The organism is Tessaracoccus lacteus, assembly GCF_029917005.1.
Lineage (GTDB): Bacteria > Actinomycetota > Actinomycetes > Propionibacteriales > Propionibacteriaceae > Arachnia > Arachnia lactea.
This window is the reverse complement of record NZ_CP123967.1, coordinates 227034-244706: the sequence shown is the minus strand read 5'-3', so window position 1 is coordinate 244706 and position 17673 is coordinate 227034. Positions and strand designations below refer to the sequence as shown.

Here is a 17673-nt window from a genome sequence, read left to right as displayed (position 1 = left end):
GGTCGTTGAGCCTGTCGAAACGCCCTGAGCCTGATGCTCCTATGTGGTGTCAAGCGGTTGTGAGCCATTCTCTGTAGCGGGTGGTGAGGGTGTCGTTGCGCAGTGTTCCGCGTTCGATGCCGGAGATGCGGGCTGGCCAGACGCCGAGTGCGTGGCCGGCTTGGGTGGTGGTGAGGCCTTTGGCGTGGCGGAGGGGTCTGAGGTCGTTGATGGGTGGGACCACGGGTGGGGTCCAGATCGCGGTGATGATCAGGTGGGAGATGTAGCGCTTGAGGCAGCGGGTCGCTTCGCGGCGGGTTTTGCCTTCTGCTTGTTTCTTCGCGAGGTAGGCGATCGTGTCAGGATCGATGCGGGCTCTGGCCAGGGCGATGGTGTGTAGGGCCCGGTTCGCGCGTCGGTCTCCGCCGCGGTTGAGGCGCATCCGGTGGGTTTTGCCGGAGGAGGCGGGGATCGGGGCGACGCCGCAGAGTTTCGCGAACGCTGCCTTCGAGTGGATCCGGGTCGGGTCGTCGCCGACGGTGACCAGCAGTTGGGCGGCGGAGATCACCCCGACCCCGACGAGATCGAGGACGCCGGGTGCTGTCTGGGCGACCAGGGTCTGCAGCTGGGGGTTGAGGAGGTTGATCTCGTCGTCGAGGTCACGGATCCGTCGCGCCAGGGACCGCAGCGCGGTCATGGTGGAGGACTGGTCGACGGGGCCGTGGGGTCGGCAGGCGGCCAGCTTCGCGTGGAGGGCCTTCCCAGTGAGTCGGCGGTAGGTGTCGCGGACCTGGTCCGGGGCGGTCACGAGCAGGCTTTTGAGTTGGACGATGGCCTGGGTGCGGGCCTTGACCGCGGACTCCCGCGCCGTCAGGAGGACCCGGATCGCTTCAACATTGCCGGTGCCGGGTTTCGGCAGGGGGAGGGTCTCGCCGGTCAGGAGGGTGCGGGCGGCCAGGATCGCGTCCAACGGGTCGGTCTTGCCATGGAGTCTGCGGGCGGCGCGTTTCGGGCGGATCACCTCACGCACTGCGATCCCGGCCCGGGTCAGGAACCGGGACAGGCCCGCCCCATACGACGAGGTTCCCTCGACCCCGACCAGTGCGACCGTCCCGAACGAAGTGACGAAGTCCAGCAGCTGGCGGTACCCGGTGAGACTGGTCTCGATCTCCAGGTCGCCGAGGAGTGCCCCGGTGGTGTGGTCGAGGACCGCGACGTGGTGGGTGGCGAGATGGGTATCGACTCCCGCTACCACTGTGGATGGATGGGTTGGCATCATGTGAGGTGTCGCCTTTCAAGGGGGGTGACACCTGCTCGGGGACCAGGCAGTCAGGACGCTGACGGCGGCTTGCCAATCAAGCCCCAGGCTCCTATCAAGACATGCCACGGGTCCCCGGGCAGGACTCCGAGAATGTGTCCCCGCCCCGGGCGGAGTGGACAGATCAAACCCAAGACACGAAGTCAGTCGAAGGGAGAGCCACACCCCGCCGAGACGAGGACCTAACAAGTATCAGCGTCGAAGGGTCCCAGTGTCGCCCAGTCACGCACCTCGCTCCGCTCGGCGCCCTTCGACGAGCTCAGGGAACCGGGCCAGGCTCAGGGAACCGGGCCAGGCTCAGGGAACCGGAGCGGGCTCAGGGAACCGGGTCGTTGAGCCTGTCGAAACGCCCTGAGCCTGTCGAAGGGTCCCAGTGTCGCCCAGTCACGCACCTCGCTCCGCTCGGCGCCCTTCGACGAGCTCAGGGAACCGGGCCAGGCTCAGGGAACCGGAGCAGGCTCAGGGAACCGGAACAGGCTCAGGGAACCGGGTCGTTGAGCCTGTCGAAACGCCCTGAGCCTGTCGAAGGGTCCCAGTGTCGCCCAGTCACGCACCTCGCTCCGCTCGGCGCCCTTCGACGAGCTCAGGGAACCGGGCCAGGCTCAGGGAACCGGGCCAGGCTCAGGGAACCGGGCCAGGCTCAGGGAACCGGAACAGGCTCAGGGAACCGGGTCGTTGAGCCTGTCGAAACGCCCTGAGCCTGTCGAAGGGTCCCAGTGTCGCCCAGTCACGCACCTCGCTCCGCTCGGCGCCCTTCGACGGGCTCAGGGAACCGGGCCAGGCTCAGGGAACCGGAGCGGGCTCAGGGAACCGGGCCAGGCTCAGGGAACCGGGTCGTTGAGCCTGTCGAAACGCCCTGAGCCTGTCGAAGGGTCCCAGTGTCGCCCAGTCACGCACCTCGCTCCGCTCGGCGCCCTTCGACGAGCTCAGGGAACCGGAGCAGGCTCAGGGAACCGGAGCAGGCTCAGGGAACCGGAGCAGGCTCAGAGAACCCACCGGGACCACGCTCAGCAAGTGGCCTCGTCAGTGTGATGTGCTGGCCCCGTGAACGGGGGAACTCACGTCGATGTGATCGTTATCATTTCGCAACCAATCCAGCTTGACCTGCCGCGGCTAACAAAACATACTACCTGTTGTAGGCGCATCGACCTCTCCATCTCAGCATCGAGACCCTGGGGTCCACGCACACAAAGGGGTAAGAGGGGTTTCGTATACCACACAATGTGAACGTTCACATCCCTCTCCTCGCACATCCGTTATGTTCTCAGGAGGAACAATGAAGTTCAGGAAGATCGTTGCGGCTGCGGCGGGCATTGCGCTCTCCCTGTCGCTCGCTGCCTGCTCCGGCGGCGGCGCCGGCACCAGCACGTCGACCACCAGCGCCACGGGGGGCGAAACCTCCGCGGCGGCAACCGAGGGCGGCCGCGTCGGCGTGGCGATGCCCACGCAGACCTCGGAGCGCTGGATCGCCGACGGCAATGCTGTGAAGCAGCAGCTGGAGGACGCGGGCTTCACCGTCGACCTGCAGTACGCCAACGACGACATCCCGACCCAGGGCCAGCAGATCGACCAGATGATCACCCAGGGCGCAAACGTCCTGATCGTCGCCGCCATCGACGGCACCGCGCTCGCCACCCAGCTGGAGACCGCCGCCTCGCAGGGCATCAAGGTCATCGCGTACGACCGTTTGATCCGTGATAGCAAGAACGTCGACTTCTACGTCTCGTTCGACAACTTCAAGGTGGGCGTTGCCCAGGGCAGCTCCCTGCTGAACGGCCTCGGCATCCTCGACGCCGACGGCAACGACACCGGCGAGAAGGGCCCCTTCAACGTCGAGCTCTTCGCCGGCTCGCCCGATGACAACAATGCCACCTTCTTCTGGGAGGGCGCGATGAGCGTCCTGCAGCCCTACATCGACTCCGGGGTCCTGGTCGTTCCGTCGACGCAGACCGAGTTCGATCAGGCCGCCATCCTGCGCTGGCAGCAGGAGACTGCCCAGAAGCGCATGGAGGATCTGCTGACCGCCAACTACCAGGGTGACACCAAGCTCGACGGCGTCCTCTCCCCGTACGACGGCCTCTCCCGTGGCATCATCACCGCCCTGCAGAACAACGGCTACTCCGGCACCATCGGCGACGGCTTCCCCGTCGTCACCGGCCAGGACGCGGAGATCGCCTCCGTCAAGCTCATCCAGGACGGCGTGCAGTTCTCGACCATCTTCAAGGACACCCGCACGCTCGCCGAGCAGGCCGTCACTGCCGCCAAGGACCTCCTCGCCGGCAATGACCCCGAGGCCAACAACACCACCGACTACGACAACGGCGTGAAGGTTGTTCCCTCCTACCTCCTGGACGTCGTCACCGTGACGGCTGACAACATCACCGAGGCCCTCGTCGACACCGGTTACTGGACCCAGGACCAGATCGACGCAGGCGTCGCCTGATCTGACCGACAGACACGGATGGCCCGGTCTCCGCTTGCCGGAGCCGGGCCATCCGCGCCAACGGCCCATCAGAGAAAGGCAGGAACCCATGGACGACACCAACCTCATCCTGGAGATGCGCGACATCACCAAGACCTTCCCGGGTGTCAAGGCTCTCTCCGACGTGACGCTCAAGGTCCGGCGTGGTGAGATCCACGCGATCTGCGGCGAGAACGGCGCGGGCAAGTCCACCCTCATGAAGGTGCTCTCCGGCGTCTACCCCGCAGGCACGTACGAGGGCGAGATCTACTTCGAAGGCGAGCTGTGCCAGTTCGGGTCGATCAACGACTCCGAGCACGCAGGCATCGTCATCATCCACCAGGAGCTTGCGCTCGTCCCGCTGCTGTCGATCGCCGAGAACATCTTCCTCGGCAACGAGCAGAAGACGAACGGCCGCATCGACTGGCACAAGACCAACGCGGAGGCGTCAAAGCTGCTCGCCCGCGTAGGCCTGGACGAGAACCCGGTCACGCCGATCAACCAGATCGGCGTCGGCAAGCAGCAGCTCGTGGAGATCGCCAAGGCCCTCTCCAAGCGCGTGAAGCTGCTCATCCTCGACGAGCCCACCGCGGCCCTCAACGACTCCGACTCCGCGCACCTGCTCGACCTGCTGCGGCACCTCAAGGAGCAGGGGATCACGTCGATCATGATCTCCCACAAGCTCAACGAGATCACGGCGATCGCCGACTCCACGACGGTCATCCGCGACGGCTCCACGATCGAGACCATCGAGCGCGGGCCCGACATGACGCAGGAACGCATCATCAAGGGCATGGTCGGTCGTGATCTCGAGCACCTCTACCCGGATCACGAGCCGAAGATCGGCGGAGAGATCCTGAGGGTCGAGAACTGGACAGTCATGCACCCCACGCAGGCGGGCCGCAAAGTCTCTGACGCCGCGAGCTTCAACGTCCACGCTGGCGAGATCGTCGGCATCGCCGGCCTGATGGGCGCCGGACGCACCGAGCTTGCCATGAGCGTGTTCGGGCAGTCCTACGGCCGGAAGGTCGACGGGAAGATGTTTCTGCACGGCAAGGAGGTCGACTTCACCAGCGTCGATCAGGCCATCAACGCAGGCGTCGCCTACGCGACGGAGGACCGCAAGCGCTACGGCCTGAACCTGATCGAGGACATCCGCCGCAACATCTCCGCCGCGTCGCTCCCGAAGATCACCAAGGGCGTCGCGGTCAACTCCAACGAGGAGATCCGCATCGCCGAGAGCTACCGCAAGTCCATGCGGATCAAGACGCCTTCGGTGATGAGCATCGTCGGGCAGCTGTCCGGCGGCAACCAGCAGAAGGTCGTCCTCAGCAAGTGGATGATGACCGAGCCCGAGGTACTGATCCTCGACGAACCCACCCGCGGCATCGACGTCGGCGCCAAGTACGAGATCTACACGATCATCAACCAGCTGGCCGACGCCGGGAAGGCCGTCGTGGTCATCTCATCGGAGCTGCCGGAACTGCTCGGCATCTGCGACCGCATCTACACCCTCGCCTTCGGCCGGATCACCGGACAGCAGCCGAAGGGCGAGGCAACCCAGGAGAGCCTCATGAAGCTCATGACCAAAGAGAGGGAAGTCGCCTAAATGAACGCCATCAAGGACATCTTCTCCAAGAACCTCCGCCAGAGCGGCATCGTGTTCGCGTTCGTGGCCATCGTGGTCCTGTTCACGATCGTGACCGGGGGCACACTGCTCGCCCCCAACAACGTGTCGAACCTGGTGCTGCAGTACTCCTACATCCTGATCCTCGCGATCGGCATGCTGTTCGTGATCGTAGTCGGGCACATCGACCTGTCGGTCGGCTCGGTGATGGCCCTCGTGGGCGCCGTCTCCGCAACGCTGGTCATCAAGCAGAGCATGCCGTGGTGGGTGGGCGTCATCGCCGGCCTCGCCGTCGGCATCGTGATCGGCATCTGGCACGGCTTCTGGGTCGCCTACGTCGGCATCCCGGGCTTCATCGTGACCCTGTCGGGCATGCTCCTGTTCCGCGGCATGACCTTCCTGGTCCTGAACAACGTCTCGCTGTCGCCCATGACGCCCGAGTACCAGATGATCGCCAGCGGCTTCCTGAACGGCCTGTTAGGCGGTAACGGGTTCGACCTGTTCACCATCCTGATCGGTGTCGTCGGCTGCGTCGGCTACGCCTGGACCCAGTGGAGCAGCCGCCGCGCCCGCATCCGCTACGACCAGGTCGTCGAGTCGATGCCGCTGTTCATCATCAAGATCGTCGTTGTCGCCGCCGTCGTCATGTTCTTCATGTGGAAGCTGTCGACGAGCCGTGGCTTCCCGATCGTGCTGATCATCCTCGCCGCGCTCGTGCTGATCTACTCGTTCGTGTCGAAGTCGACGATCTACGGTCGCCACGTCTTCGCGATCGGCGGCAACCTCAACGCCGCCATGCTGTCGGGCGTCAAGGTCAAGCGCCGCATCTTCCAGGTGTACGTGAACATGGGCCTGCTGACCGGCATCGCCGGCATCGTGTTCTCGTCGCGTACCAACGGCGCGCAGCCGGCCGCCGGCAACGGCGTCGAGCTCGACGCCATCGCCGCCTGCTTCATCGGTGGCGCCGCCGTCACCGGTGGTGTCGGCACCGTCATCGGCGCCATGGTCGGTGGCCTGGTGATGGCCGTCATGTCGAACGGCATGCAGCTGCTGGGCTTCCAGCAGTACATGCAGCAGATCGTCAAGGGCCTCGTGCTCCTGCTCGCGGTCGCGTTCGACGTGTGGAACAAGCGTCGCGCGGTCAGCGCCAAGGCCTGATCCCGCACAACGAAGGGGCGCCCCGTGGCTTCGGCCACGGGGCGCCCCTTCGTCTGTCGTCGGGTCAGTGCGGCAGCGGGGTGAGGGCGCCGAGCTGCTCCTTCACCTGCGCGCGCAGCACCTTGCCGAGCATCGACTTGGGCAGCTCGCCCACCACGTAGAACTCGCGGGGCGTCTTGTAGCCGGTCAGTCGCTCCTTGCACCAGGCGCGGAGCTCGGCGTAGGTCACGTCGGAGCCCTCCTCGGGGTGGATGGCCGCGATGACGCGCTCGCCGCCGACCTCCTCGTTGGGCAGGCCGACGACCGCCGCGGCCTTGACCTTCGGGTGCGCGAGCAGCACCTGCTCGACCTCCGACGGCGAGACGTTGAAGCCGCCGGTGATGATGAGCTCCTTCACGCGGTCGACGATGGTCGTGAAGCCGTCCTCGTCGACCGTGACCACGTCGCCGGTGCGCAGCCAGCCGCCGGGCAGCAGCGTCCTGGTGGTCTCCTCGTCGTTCATCCAGTAGCCCTGGAACACCTGCGGGCCGTGGATCAGCAGCTCGCCGCGCTCCCCCTGCAGGACCTCGACGGTGGGGTCGTCGGGGTCGACAACCTTCATCCACGTGCTCGGGAACGGTACGCCGATCGTGCCCGTGCGGCGCGTGTCGGCGAACGGGTTGCCGAGGCACACCGGGGAGGCTTCCGTCATGCCGTAGCCCTCGACGAGCAGGCCGCCGGAGACGGACTCCCACAGCTCGACGATGTCGTCCTGCAGCGCCATGGCGCCCGAGATGCAGTACTTGGCCGAGCGCAGCGAGATCCCGCGTTCCTTGGCCCTCTTGGCGGTGGCCTCGTAGATGGGCGGGACTGCGCAGTACACCGTCGGCGGGGTCTTCTTCGCCGTGTCGAGGACCATGTCGACGTCGAACGACGGGAACAGCACCAGGCGGGCCTGCTTGAGGACGCCGTAGGTCATGAACAGCGTCATGCCGAACGCGTGGAACATCGGCAGGATCGCGTAGAAGACCTCCTTGCGGTACTCGGCTCCGTGCATCCACGCCTCGCCCTGGCGCGCGTTGGCGAAGAGGTTCGAGTGCGTGAGCATCGCCCCCTTCGGCTGCCCCGTCGTGCCGGAGGTGTACTGGATGACGGCCAGGTCGTCCACGGAGGGGCGGGGGTGGTCGGCCGCGATGCGCGGCGCGCTGAGCAGCTTCTCCCAGGACATGGTGCCGGGGGCAGGCTGCGTGAGCTTCGCGCGGGTCGCCCTGAGCTTCTTCAGGGGCAGCTGCAGCGCCAGGCGCTTCACCGTCGGGAACGCCTTGAGGAGGTTGACCGCGACGATGTGGTCGAGCTGCACGTCGGCGGGTTGCTCGCGTAGCTTGGACACGGCCGCATCCCAGGCGATGACGACGCGGGCGCCGTGGTCCTCGAAGAGGTGGCGCAGCTCGCGGGCGGTGTAGAGCGGGTTGTGCTCGACGACGATCGCGCCGAGCCGCTGCACCGCGTAGAACGCGACGACATGCTGGGGGCAGTTCGGCAGGATCAGCGCGACGCGGTCTCCGGTCTTGACGCCGAGGCGTCGGAGCCCCTCAGCGGCGCGCTCGATCTGATCGCCCAACTCGGCGTACGTCGTCGTCCTGCCGAAGAAGTCGAGGGCGATCGAGTCTGCCGCCTCCCGCACGGAGCGCTCGTAGAGGCTCACGAGGGAGTCGGTCGGCAACTCGATCTGTGCAGGCACCCCGGGCTGGTAGTGACGCACCCAGGGTTGGGGCATTTCGTCGTCAATGGTCATGGACCCATCCTGTCAGGACCAGTGATGTGACGGAGTTCATTCAGGTGCACTGCCGCGTCACCATCCGGCGATGAGCACGACACACTTGTCGTCGCGAATGTGACCGAACACATCGGCCAGTTCCGACGATGAGCAGTGTGTCGTGCTCATCGCGACTCAGTGGGCGGCAACCGCCGCGTCGCCGAGGAGCGCCGACGGCATCAGGCCGGGCAGCACGTCCTCGAACGTGAGCACGCCCAGTTCGACGTCACCGTCGGTCACGATCGCCAGCTGCGTGCGCTCCGCGCGGATGGTGGCGAGCGCCGACGCGAGGCCCGTGTCGGCAGGCAGCTTGACCGGGTCACGCATCAGCTCGGTCGCAGGGCGGGACAGGTCGGGCTCCAGGAGGGTGTCGCGCACGTGCACCACCCCGACGGTGGTCTCACCGTCGCGGACGAGCACCCGCAGGTGGCGGGTGGCCCGGGTGGTGGCCTGCACGTCGGCCAGTGTCGCGTCGACGGGCACGGCTGCCAGCACCTGCGACGCGGGCAGCATCTCCCGCACCGTCGTCTCCCTGAGCGCCAGCACCGAGGCCAGCGAGCCCTGATAGGCGCCGTCGAGGGCCCCGACGTTCGCGGAGTGCTCGACAAGGTGCCTGAGCCCGGCCGCGTCCTGGCCCTGCGTGAGCTCATCGGTCGGCTCCGCGCCGGCCCGACGCACCATCCAGTTCGCCGCGACGTTCATCGCCTTCAGGACGGGGCGCGTCAGCCACATGTAGCCGCGCAGCGGGAGAGCGAGCAACACCGACGACCGCTCCGGGTGCGCGATGGCCCACGACTTCGGGGCCATCTCACCGACGACGAGGTGCAGGAACGTGACGATGACCAACGCGAGCACGAACGCGACCACGTCGGCGACCACCGTCGACATGCCCCGCTCCAGGAGCGGCATCAGCGCGTGGTGCACCGCGGGCTTCGTGATGGCGCCCAACGCCAGCGTGCAGACGGTGATGCCGAGCTGGGCGCCTGCGAGCACCAGCGTCAGCTCGTGCGAGTTCTTGAGCGCGGCCCGACCCGCCGCGGTCGTCGCGCGCTCCTCCAGTCGGTGCGGCTTCGCGGCCATCATGGCGAACTCGGCCGCGACGAAGCAGGCGCTAAGGAAGATGATTAGGACCGTGATCCAGGTGACGGTCCAGCCGTTCGTCTCGAGAACGATCATCGGGCAACCTCCTCTCCCTGGACGATCCGCACCCGCGACGGCACGTGGCGGGTCACCTCCAGTACCTCGAAGGTCACGACGCGCTCGGGGGCGTCGGGGTCGAGGGCGAGCTGCGCGGGCGTCGGCGCGAGGTGCAGCTCGACGCGCTGCCCGGCGTCGGGCAGGTCGCCGACCTGATGGATGACCAGGCCGGAGATCGTCTCGTAGTCTCCCTCGGGCAGCTTGAAGCCGATGCGGCGCTCGGCCTCGTCGACGGGGGTGTCGCCGGCGAGTTCCCACTCGTCGTCGAACGGCACCGGATCGATGTCGTGCTCGTCGACGAGCTCCCCGACGATCTCCTCCACGAGGTCCTCCAGCGTGACGATGCCGACGAAGCTGCCGAACTCGTCGATGACGCACGCGAGGTCGAGGCCGGCGTCGCGCAGGGCGACCTGAGCGTCGGGCAACGACATGACTGCCGGCACCAGCAGCGCGGTGCGGGTGACCGTCGTGATGCGGACGGTGCTGTCGGCAGGCCGGTCGAGCACGTCAACCAGTTCGACGACGCCGACGACCTGGTCGCGGTCGTCGAGGACGGGGTAGCGGGTGTGGCCGGTGGCCATCGCGGCCCGGACGTCGGCGACGGTGTCGGAGGCCCGCATGAAGCCGACCTTCACCCGCGGGACCATGGCGTGCTCCACGTCGCGGCGGGGGAAGTCGATGATGCGGTCGATGACGGCGCCGATGTCGTCGGGCAGGGTGCCGCTGGCGCGTGAGTCGGCGACGACGCGCTCGAGGTCCGTGGCCGAGACCGCCGACTCGACGTCGTGCACCGGCTCGATGCGCAGCGCACGGAGCAGCAGCTCCGCGGCCTTGTCGAACACCCAGATCACGGGCCCGAAGACGGCGAGGTAGACGCGCGTCGACGGTGTGAGCGCGTCCGCGACGGGACCGGACCGGGCGATGGCGTAGTTCTTGGGGAAAAGCTCGCCGATCAGCATCTGCACGAACGTGGAGAATGCGATGGCGACGAAACCGCCGATGGCGACGGACGCGGCGGTGAGCGCACCGCCCGAGATCAGGTGACCGATGGCCTGGCCGATCAGCGGCTCTGCGACATACCCGACCAGCAGTCCGGTGACAGTGATCCCCAACTGGGCTCCGGAGAGCATAAACGAGGTGCGGCGGGTGATGTCCAGGGTGGCGGCCGCCCGCTGGTCGCCGGACGCGGCGCGGCTCCCGAGCCGGGACCTGTCGACGGCGACGTAGGCGAACTCCTGGGCGACGAAATAGGCGGTGGCGGCGGTGATCAGCAGGACGACCGCGATCCCGACGAGCAGCGAGACGACAGGGCTCACGAGGCGGCCCTCATCTCAGAGCTGCGTTTATGGCCCTCCGAGTCAGTGGTACTAGGCATGCCGGAAAGTATGTCAGGCCGACGCACGAGGTCCCAAGCGGAACGCCCGTCGGACCATCCGCTGACGGCGAATCCGATCGTCGGTAGGCTTCAGGCGACCCCCAGGAAAGGGAAACCGGCCGTGAAGAACATCGTCGTATTCTCCGGATCCGCCCATCCACAGCTAGCCGACGACATCTGCGACCACCTGGGCATCAGCCGATCTCCCGCGAAGATCTCCCGCTTCAGCAACGACTGCCTCCAGGCACAACTGCTGACCAACTGCCGCCAGCGCGACGTCTACATCGTGCAGCCGCTGGTCCCCCCGACGCAGGAGCACCTGATGGAGCTGCTGCTGATGATCGACGCGGCCCGCGGGGCGTCGGCCGGCCAGATCACCGCCGTGATGCCGCACTACGCGTACGCGCGTTCCGACAAGAAGGACGCGGCCCGTATCTCGCTGGGCGGTCGTCTCGTGGCGGACCTGCTGAGCACCGCCGGCGTCGACCGAGTGCTCACGATGGCGCTGCACGCCCCGCAGGTGCACGGCTTCTTCTCCGTGCCCGTCGACCACCTGACTGCGCTGGGAGTGTTGGCCGAGCACTTCCGGCAGCGGGACCTGCGCAACAGCGTCATCGTCTCCCCCGACCTCGGCAACGCCAAGCAGGCGACCCTGCTCGCACGGAAGCTCGGTCTGCCGGTGGCGGCCGGTTCGAAGCAGCGACTCGCCGACGACCGCGTGGTCATCGAGTCGATCGTCGGCGACGTTGCCGGCAAGCGCGCCATCGTGCTGGACGACGAGATCGCTACCGGCGGGTCGATCGTCGAGATCGTGAACCGCCTGGGCGACTTCGGCTGCGAGGAGATCTCGGTCGCCTGCACGCATGGGCTGTTCGCCGGCAACGCCGTCGAGAAGCTCACGTCGCACGCCCGCATCTCGGAGGTCGTGACCACCGACACCGTTCCGACGCCCCAGGACTTCCCCGGCCTGACGACGCTGAGCGTCGCGCGGCTGTTCGCCCAGGCGATCGGACGGATCCACCGCGGCCGGTCGGTCAGCCGGCTGTTCAACGACGTCGACCCCTCCTATGCGCGCCCGGAGGCGGAAGGACTCTTCTGAGTCAGGAGCGGTATCGACGGATCCGATCCGCCACCTCGCGCCACGTCGGCACGATCACGCCGTCGTCGGCCATGCGCCGGCGCAGCGCATTCCGGGTGGTCAGGATGCCCGCGACGCCGACGATGAAGAACGGAGCCTGGAGTGTCCAGGCGAGCCGGAGCTCGTCGGCCGTGTAGCTGCTGCGGCCTCCGGAGATGAGATCGAGGAAGACGCCCATCAGCAGGATCAGGACGGTGCTTCCGGTGAACGAGCCCGCGATGACAACGCCGTTCGCGGCTCCGAGCCGCGTGTGCGGCAGGGAGGTGCGGGGGAAGTCGAACCCGATGCCCGTGCCCGGGCCGCCGACGGCTATGACGAGGACCAGGAGGACCAGCAGCGCCAGCGGCGCCCGGCCAGGCCACAGCAGCACCGCTGTCCAGGTGACGACGAGGGCGCCGACGACCAGGAGGGCGAGTGTGCTGCGACGCAGCGGGTGGCGCGCCGTCAGCGTCCCGATGATGGGGCCCGCGACCATGCCGGCGACCGACAGCAGCGTGAACAGCACGCCGGCGAGGGGCTGCGTCAGGCCCTGCGAGATCACCAGATACGGCATCCCCCACATGAACACGAAGGTGTTGTAGGTGAAGCCACAGGTGAAGTGGATCCAGAACCCGAGCTGCGTCGCCGGGTGCTTCAGGACGCCCGCCACCTGGCGGGGCATCTCACGCCAGGAGTCGGCGACGGTGCTCGACTCCTGCCCCGGCGGCGCGTTGCGGATGCCCAGCAGCGCCATGGAGGCGGCCAGCGCACTGCTGATCGTCGCGACGAGGAGCCCCTGAGTCCAGCCGAGGTGCTGGATGAGCGGCAGGACCAGACCGACGGCGGCGATCTGGCCGACCGCCCCGGCCATGCCCGTCACCTGCGACAGGACGGGTACCGCGCGGGGCGTGAACCAGCGTGGCAGCAGCCGGAGTACGGAGTTGAAGATGCAGGCGTCGCCGATGCCGAGCAGGACGCGGGCGACGTAGGCGAGCGGCAGGTCGTCGACGACGGCGAGGAGCACCTGGGCGACGCCCGTGATGAGCGACCCGGTGGTGATGACCGCGCGGGAACCGAATCGGTCGAGCATGGCACCGACGGGCACCTGCGCCACGGCGTAGACGGCGAGCTGCAGGACGACGAACGTCGACACGACGCCCGCCGTGGTGCCGAAATGGGCGGCGGCCTCGAGCCCGGCGACGCCGAGCGCCCCGCGGTGCATCACGGCCACGGCATACGCGAAGACGCCGATCCCCCACACGACCCATGCCATCCGGCTGTGCGCGAAGCTGTTCAACGTGCGACCTCCGCGGTCACCCTACGCCCTCGCTGTCCCCCGCGCCTACCGTCGCGCTGTCGTCCGGTCACCCCCCGTCGCACTGTCGGCTGCCGCCCCGTCGCCCCACCCGCAGACGCCAACGAAAAAACCGGGACGCCAACGTAATGCACAGACGCCAACGATATTCGCGTGAATACCGTTGGCGTCCGTGAATACCGTTGGCGTCTGCCATGGGGCCGACCGGAGGTGGCCGACGGGGTGGGCAGACCGGAGGTGGCCGACGGGCTGGGAGCGCCCCGCCGTCTGCGATCAGCCGATGGTGGCGACGTCGATCACGTAGCGGTAGCGCACCTTCGACGCCACGACGTTGTCGTAGGCCTCATTGATCCGGTCCGCCCCGATGACCTCGATCATCGGCGCGAGGCTGTGCTGCGCGCAGAAGTCGAGCATCTGCTGGGTCTCCGCGATGCCGCCGATGTTCGACCCGGCGAGAATGCGCGCCTGACCGGTCAGCGTGCCGATCGAGAACGTCGTCGGGTTCTCGGGGAGCCCGACGTTGATCAGCACGCCGTGGGCCTTGAGCAGGCCGAGGATCTTGTCGAGGTCGATGCCGTCGGAGATGGTCGACAAGATGATGTCGAAACTGCCGCGTAGCTGCTTCATGCGGTCGGCGTCCTGCGTCGACACGTGGTCCGTCGCGCCGAGGCGCAGACTGTCGTCACGCTTGGCCAGCGTGCGGCTGAGCACGATGGTCTCGGCGCCCAGCGCGGCGGCGAACTGCACGCCCATGTGGCCTAGCCCGCCGAGTCCTACGATGCCGACGCGCTTGCCGGGACCGGCGCCCCAGCGCTTGAGCGGGTTGTAGGTGGTGATGCCGGCGCACATCAGCGGAGCGGCGTGCTCCAGTGCCATGGTCTCGGGCACCCTCATCAGGTAGTCCTGATCGACGGTGATGCCCTTCGAGTAGCCGCCGGCGGTCGGGACGCCGTCCCAGTCGCGGCCGCCGTAGGTCCACACGGTTCCCGGGCGGGAGGTGCAGAACTGCTCCTCGCCCCGCTGGCAAGGATCGCATTCTCCGCACGAGTAGACGAAGCAGCCGACACCGACGCGGTCGCCGGGTTGGAACTTCGTGACCTCCGAGCCCACCTTCATGACGACACCGGCGATCTCGTGGCCGGGGACCAGCGGGTAGTCGGTGCGCCCCCACTCGCCGCGGGCCGTGTGGATGTCGGAGTGGCAGATCCCGGCGTAGCGGATCTCAAAGAACACGTCAGTGGGGCCGGGTTCGCGACGGGTGATGGTGGTCGGGTGAAAGCGACCGTCGGGCGAGTCGACGGCGTAGGCGGCAACCTCAGGCATGGAGTTCCTCCAGTGGAAATCTCGGGTCTCCCAAGACTAGGCCATCGGGCCGCCTGCCGCCGCAACAAGCTCCGGCTAGGCCTTATCCTTCCCGTCGCCCTCCGCTGGCCCGTCGCCTGGATCCTCGTCGAGATACTCGCCGGTCGCGTAGTCGTAGCCGACGGGGTTGCCGTCCTCGTCCGTGCGCTGGTACCACTCGGTCAGCTCCTGGGCGGTGGAGTCGAAGTGCGCGGCCACCGAGTAGGACGACTCGACGTCGGTCTGCTCGACCGCCAACGCGAAGTCGTCGCCGTACTCGTCGACGCCGTGCCGGACGGCCTCAGTCACTGCGATGCGGGCGTACTGGTCGCGGATCGCCAGCGGGTCGGTGCGGAGCTCCCTGACCATCGCGACGCACATCACGACCAGCACCACCGCGAACGGCAACGCCGCGACCACGACGAGGTTCTGCAGCCCCTGCAGCGCGTTCGCCCCCCCGAACATCAGGATGACCACCGCGATGCCGGCCATGCACACGGCCCAGAAGGCGGTGATCAGCCGGTTCGGCTCGGGGTTCCCGCGCTGCGAGAACTGCGAGTTAACCAGCGACGCCGAGTCGGCCGAGGTGATGAAGAACACGGCGAGCATCAGCACGACGATCGGGGCGACGATGGCCCCGCCGGGCAGCTCGGCCAGGACGGAGAAGATCGACGACTCGGGCGCCGGGAGGCTGGCAGCCGTGCCATCAGGGGCGAGCGTGCCCGATGTGCGCTGCACCCAGATCGCGGTGCCACCGAGCACCACGAAGGCCACCACGATGATGGTCGAGGGGATGAACAGCACGCCGAGCACGAACTGGCGGATGGTTCGGCCACGGGAGATCTTGGCGACGAAGACGCCGACGAAGGGCGCCCAGCTGACCCACCACGCCCAGTAGAACGTCGTCCAGCTCGACAGGAACTCCTCGGTGGCGGCGCCGTCGGCCATATTGGCGCTGAGCATCGACGGCAGGGAGCCGATGTAGTCGGTGATGACGCCGGGGATGAGGTTGGCGAGCAGTGCGGTGGGGCCGGCGACGAACACGAAGATGGCCAGCCCGACGGCGAGGATCATGTTGATGTTGGAGAGCATCCGGATGCCCTTGGCGATGCCCGACACGGCCGAGATGATCGTGCCGATCGTGAGCAGGACGATGATCATCATCGCCAGGGTGTTGCCCGTGGTGCCGATCCCGGTGACGATCTCGGTGCCGTGCGCGATCTGCATCGCGCCGATGCCCAGCGACGCGGCGGTGCCGAACAGCGTGGCGATGATCGCCAACCCGTCGATGATGCGCGACGGCAGGCTGGTGGTCCTGCCCCGATCACCGAACAGCGGCGCCAGCACGGAGCTCATGAGCGGGACGCGGCCGCGGCGGTACGACGCGTAGGCCACGGAGAGGCCGACGACGGCGTAGATCGCCCAGGCATTGATGCCCCAGTGGAAGGCGGAGGTCACCAGCGCGCCGCGCAGCGCCTCGTCGGAGGCCGCCTCGTAGGCGCCGGGCAGCGGCGACAGGTAGTGCGACAGCGGCTCGTACGTGCCGAAGAAAATGATGCCGATGCCGATGCCCGCGGCGAACAGCATCGCCGTCCACGACGCTGTCGAGTATTCGGCCTTGTCACCGTCGAGTCCGAGCGGGATGCGGCCGTACCGGGTGCAGGCGAGAACGATCAGGAAGACCATCAGTACCGCGGCGAGCGAGTTGAACACCCAGCCGAGGTTCGTCATGACCCAGCCCAGCGCCGCACTGGACGTGTCCAGCACGACCGTCGGCGCCGCGATGCCCCACACGATGAAGGCGACGATCAGCGAGCCGACGACAACGAAGAGCCGTCTGTCGACGCCGTAGCGGACGCGCTGGTCCTCGATCGAGACGCCCGGAACGAGCGCCGGGTGCATCGAGTGGGGGTAGTTCACCTCCCTCAGGAACTCCTTGGCCCGGGCTCGGTTGCGGCCGGGTGTGGCGTTGCCAGAGTGGGGGGACATGCGTCTCCTTGGATCGACACACAGCTGTTCGCCCCGCTGCCGGGTGGTACCCCGTCGCGCGGACGAGGCGGGGTCGGCTACTCGCCGGAGAGCCCCTCGAGCCACGAACCGTCGGCGGCGCCGGGCATGGGGGTCTCTGCGTCCTCGTCGGGGACGCTGCAGTCGGAGGTCGTGCCCGCGGCGGGGCCGAACTCCTTGCCGTCGAAGACGTACTCCTTCACGAAGTCGTAGTACGCGTCGTGGCGGCCCGTGTCATAGGGGTTGTTGAGCGCGCAGCGGCCGACGTAGTAGCCGACGACATCAGCCCAGGTCTCCGTGACAGACGAGCCTGCGTAGTCCGAGAAGCGGCCTTCCTGCGCATAAAGAGCCAGGAACTTCTTCCAGTAGGCGGGGCTGGAAAAGCGGTCGGAGTTCAGCACGTGCGCCAGCTCATGGGCCACGAGCCGGGTCAGGCGACCCTCGTCGCCCGACGCGATGGCCTGCTTGAACTTCGTGAAGTCGAACGAGACATAGCCGGTCTTCGTGAGGCTCCAGTCGCCCCAGGCGTAGCCGCTGATTGAGGTCGCGTTCAGCCCGACGTTGCCGTCGACCTTGTCCTGCAGGTCGTCGATGTAGGACGTGCACTCCATCGCGTCGATGGTCTCCCACACGATGCGGATGGACTCGCGGTTCGCCTCGGTCCAGCCGGGGCCGGTCAGCTCGAAGCCGTAGTACTTCGTCAGCTTCTTCTTGATGCTGGAGATGGAGTCGTCGGCGGGGAACGCGTGCGTGGTGACGCAGGGCGCGGGGATGCCGGTGATGGGCGCGACGGGCTCCGGAGCGACGGGCAGCGCCTGTGCTGACAGTGCGGTGACGGATCCGACGGCGACGGCGAGAGCCGCTGCGGCCGCTGCGATCCATCTGCGCAAGGTTGCTCCTACTGACTGTCGTTGATGAGGACCAAGATTCTCTCAGGATTCTCAGAAAGTCAAGTTGGACGGGGCTGACTAGCCATTCTTGCT

Annotated in this window: 12 protein-coding genes; 4 read left to right on the top strand and 8 right to left on the bottom strand. The window is 67.4% G+C overall.

What is annotated here, in order from left to right:
* Positions 1-49 precede the first annotated feature (49 nt).
* Positions 50-1258 carry an IS110 family RNA-guided transposase gene (locus tag QH948_RS01095; RefSeq protein WP_281143793.1) on the bottom strand — a complete coding sequence of 403 codons (1209 nt, stop codon included), beginning with the start codon at positions 1256-1258 and terminating at the stop codon, positions 50-52.
* 1315 nt (positions 1259-2573) lie between these two features.
* Here QH948_RS01095 and chvE point away from each other — a divergent pair.
* From chvE to mmsB, 3 genes are all read left to right on the top strand, one after another.
* A complete protein-coding gene (chvE, locus tag QH948_RS01090; RefSeq protein ID WP_281145144.1) occupies positions 2574-3740 on the top strand; it encodes a multiple monosaccharide ABC transporter substrate-binding protein in 1167 nt (388 codons plus the stop codon).
* Positions 3741-3828: 88 nt separating this feature from the next.
* Complete coding sequence (gene mmsA, locus QH948_RS01085; protein WP_281145143.1) at positions 3829-5367, top strand: multiple monosaccharide ABC transporter ATP-binding protein; 1539 nt, start codon at positions 3829-3831, stop codon at positions 5365-5367.
* Positions 5368-6543: a multiple monosaccharide ABC transporter permease gene (mmsB, locus tag QH948_RS01080; RefSeq protein ID WP_281145142.1), complete on the top strand. Its 1176-nt coding sequence runs from the start codon at positions 5368-5370 to the stop codon at positions 6541-6543.
* Positions 6544-6607: 64 nt separating this feature from the next.
* On the opposite strand, the gene QH948_RS01075 is transcribed toward mmsB, so the two are convergent.
* The 3 genes from QH948_RS01075 to QH948_RS01065 all read right to left on the bottom strand — a co-directional run bounded on the left by QH948_RS01075 (position 6608) and on the right by QH948_RS01065 (position 10851).
* Entirely contained in the window at positions 6608-8317 is a 1710-nt protein-coding gene (locus tag QH948_RS01075; protein ID WP_281145141.1) for a long-chain-fatty-acid--CoA ligase, read from the bottom strand.
* A gap of 156 nt (positions 8318-8473) precedes the next feature.
* Complete coding sequence (locus QH948_RS01070; protein WP_281145140.1) at positions 8474-9514, bottom strand: CNNM domain-containing protein; 1041 nt, start codon at positions 9512-9514, stop codon at positions 8474-8476.
* A complete protein-coding gene (locus tag QH948_RS01065) occupies positions 9511-10851 on the bottom strand; it encodes a hemolysin family protein (RefSeq protein ID WP_281145139.1) in 1341 nt (446 codons plus the stop codon). Before QH948_RS01065 ends, QH948_RS01070 begins: the two co-directional genes overlap by 4 nt.
* A gap of 180 nt (positions 10852-11031) precedes the next feature.
* Here QH948_RS01065 and QH948_RS01060 point away from each other — a divergent pair, with 180 nt between their 5' ends.
* Entirely contained in the window at positions 11032-12009 is a 978-nt protein-coding gene (locus QH948_RS01060; RefSeq protein WP_281145138.1) for a ribose-phosphate diphosphokinase, read from the top strand.
* A gap of 1 nt (position 12010) precedes the next feature.
* Here the strand turns inward: QH948_RS01060 and QH948_RS01055 are convergent, their stop codons facing one another.
* The 4 genes from QH948_RS01055 to QH948_RS01040 form a co-directional block, all read right to left on the bottom strand.
* Positions 12011-13324 carry an MFS transporter gene (locus QH948_RS01055; protein WP_281145137.1) on the bottom strand — a complete coding sequence of 438 codons (1314 nt, stop codon included), beginning with the start codon at positions 13322-13324 and terminating at the stop codon, positions 12011-12013.
* 291 nt (positions 13325-13615) lie between these two features.
* Entirely contained in the window at positions 13616-14665 is a 1050-nt protein-coding gene (locus QH948_RS01050; protein ID WP_281145136.1) for an NAD(P)-dependent alcohol dehydrogenase, read from the bottom strand.
* Positions 14666-14740: 75 nt separating this feature from the next.
* Complete coding sequence (locus QH948_RS01045) at positions 14741-16672, bottom strand: BCCT family transporter (RefSeq protein ID WP_281145135.1); 1932 nt, start codon at positions 16670-16672, stop codon at positions 14741-14743.
* A gap of 77 nt (positions 16673-16749) precedes the next feature.
* A complete protein-coding gene (locus QH948_RS01040) occupies positions 16750-17580 on the bottom strand; it encodes a hypothetical protein (protein ID WP_281145134.1) in 831 nt (276 codons plus the stop codon).
* Between the last annotated feature and the right edge of the window lie 93 nt (positions 17581-17673).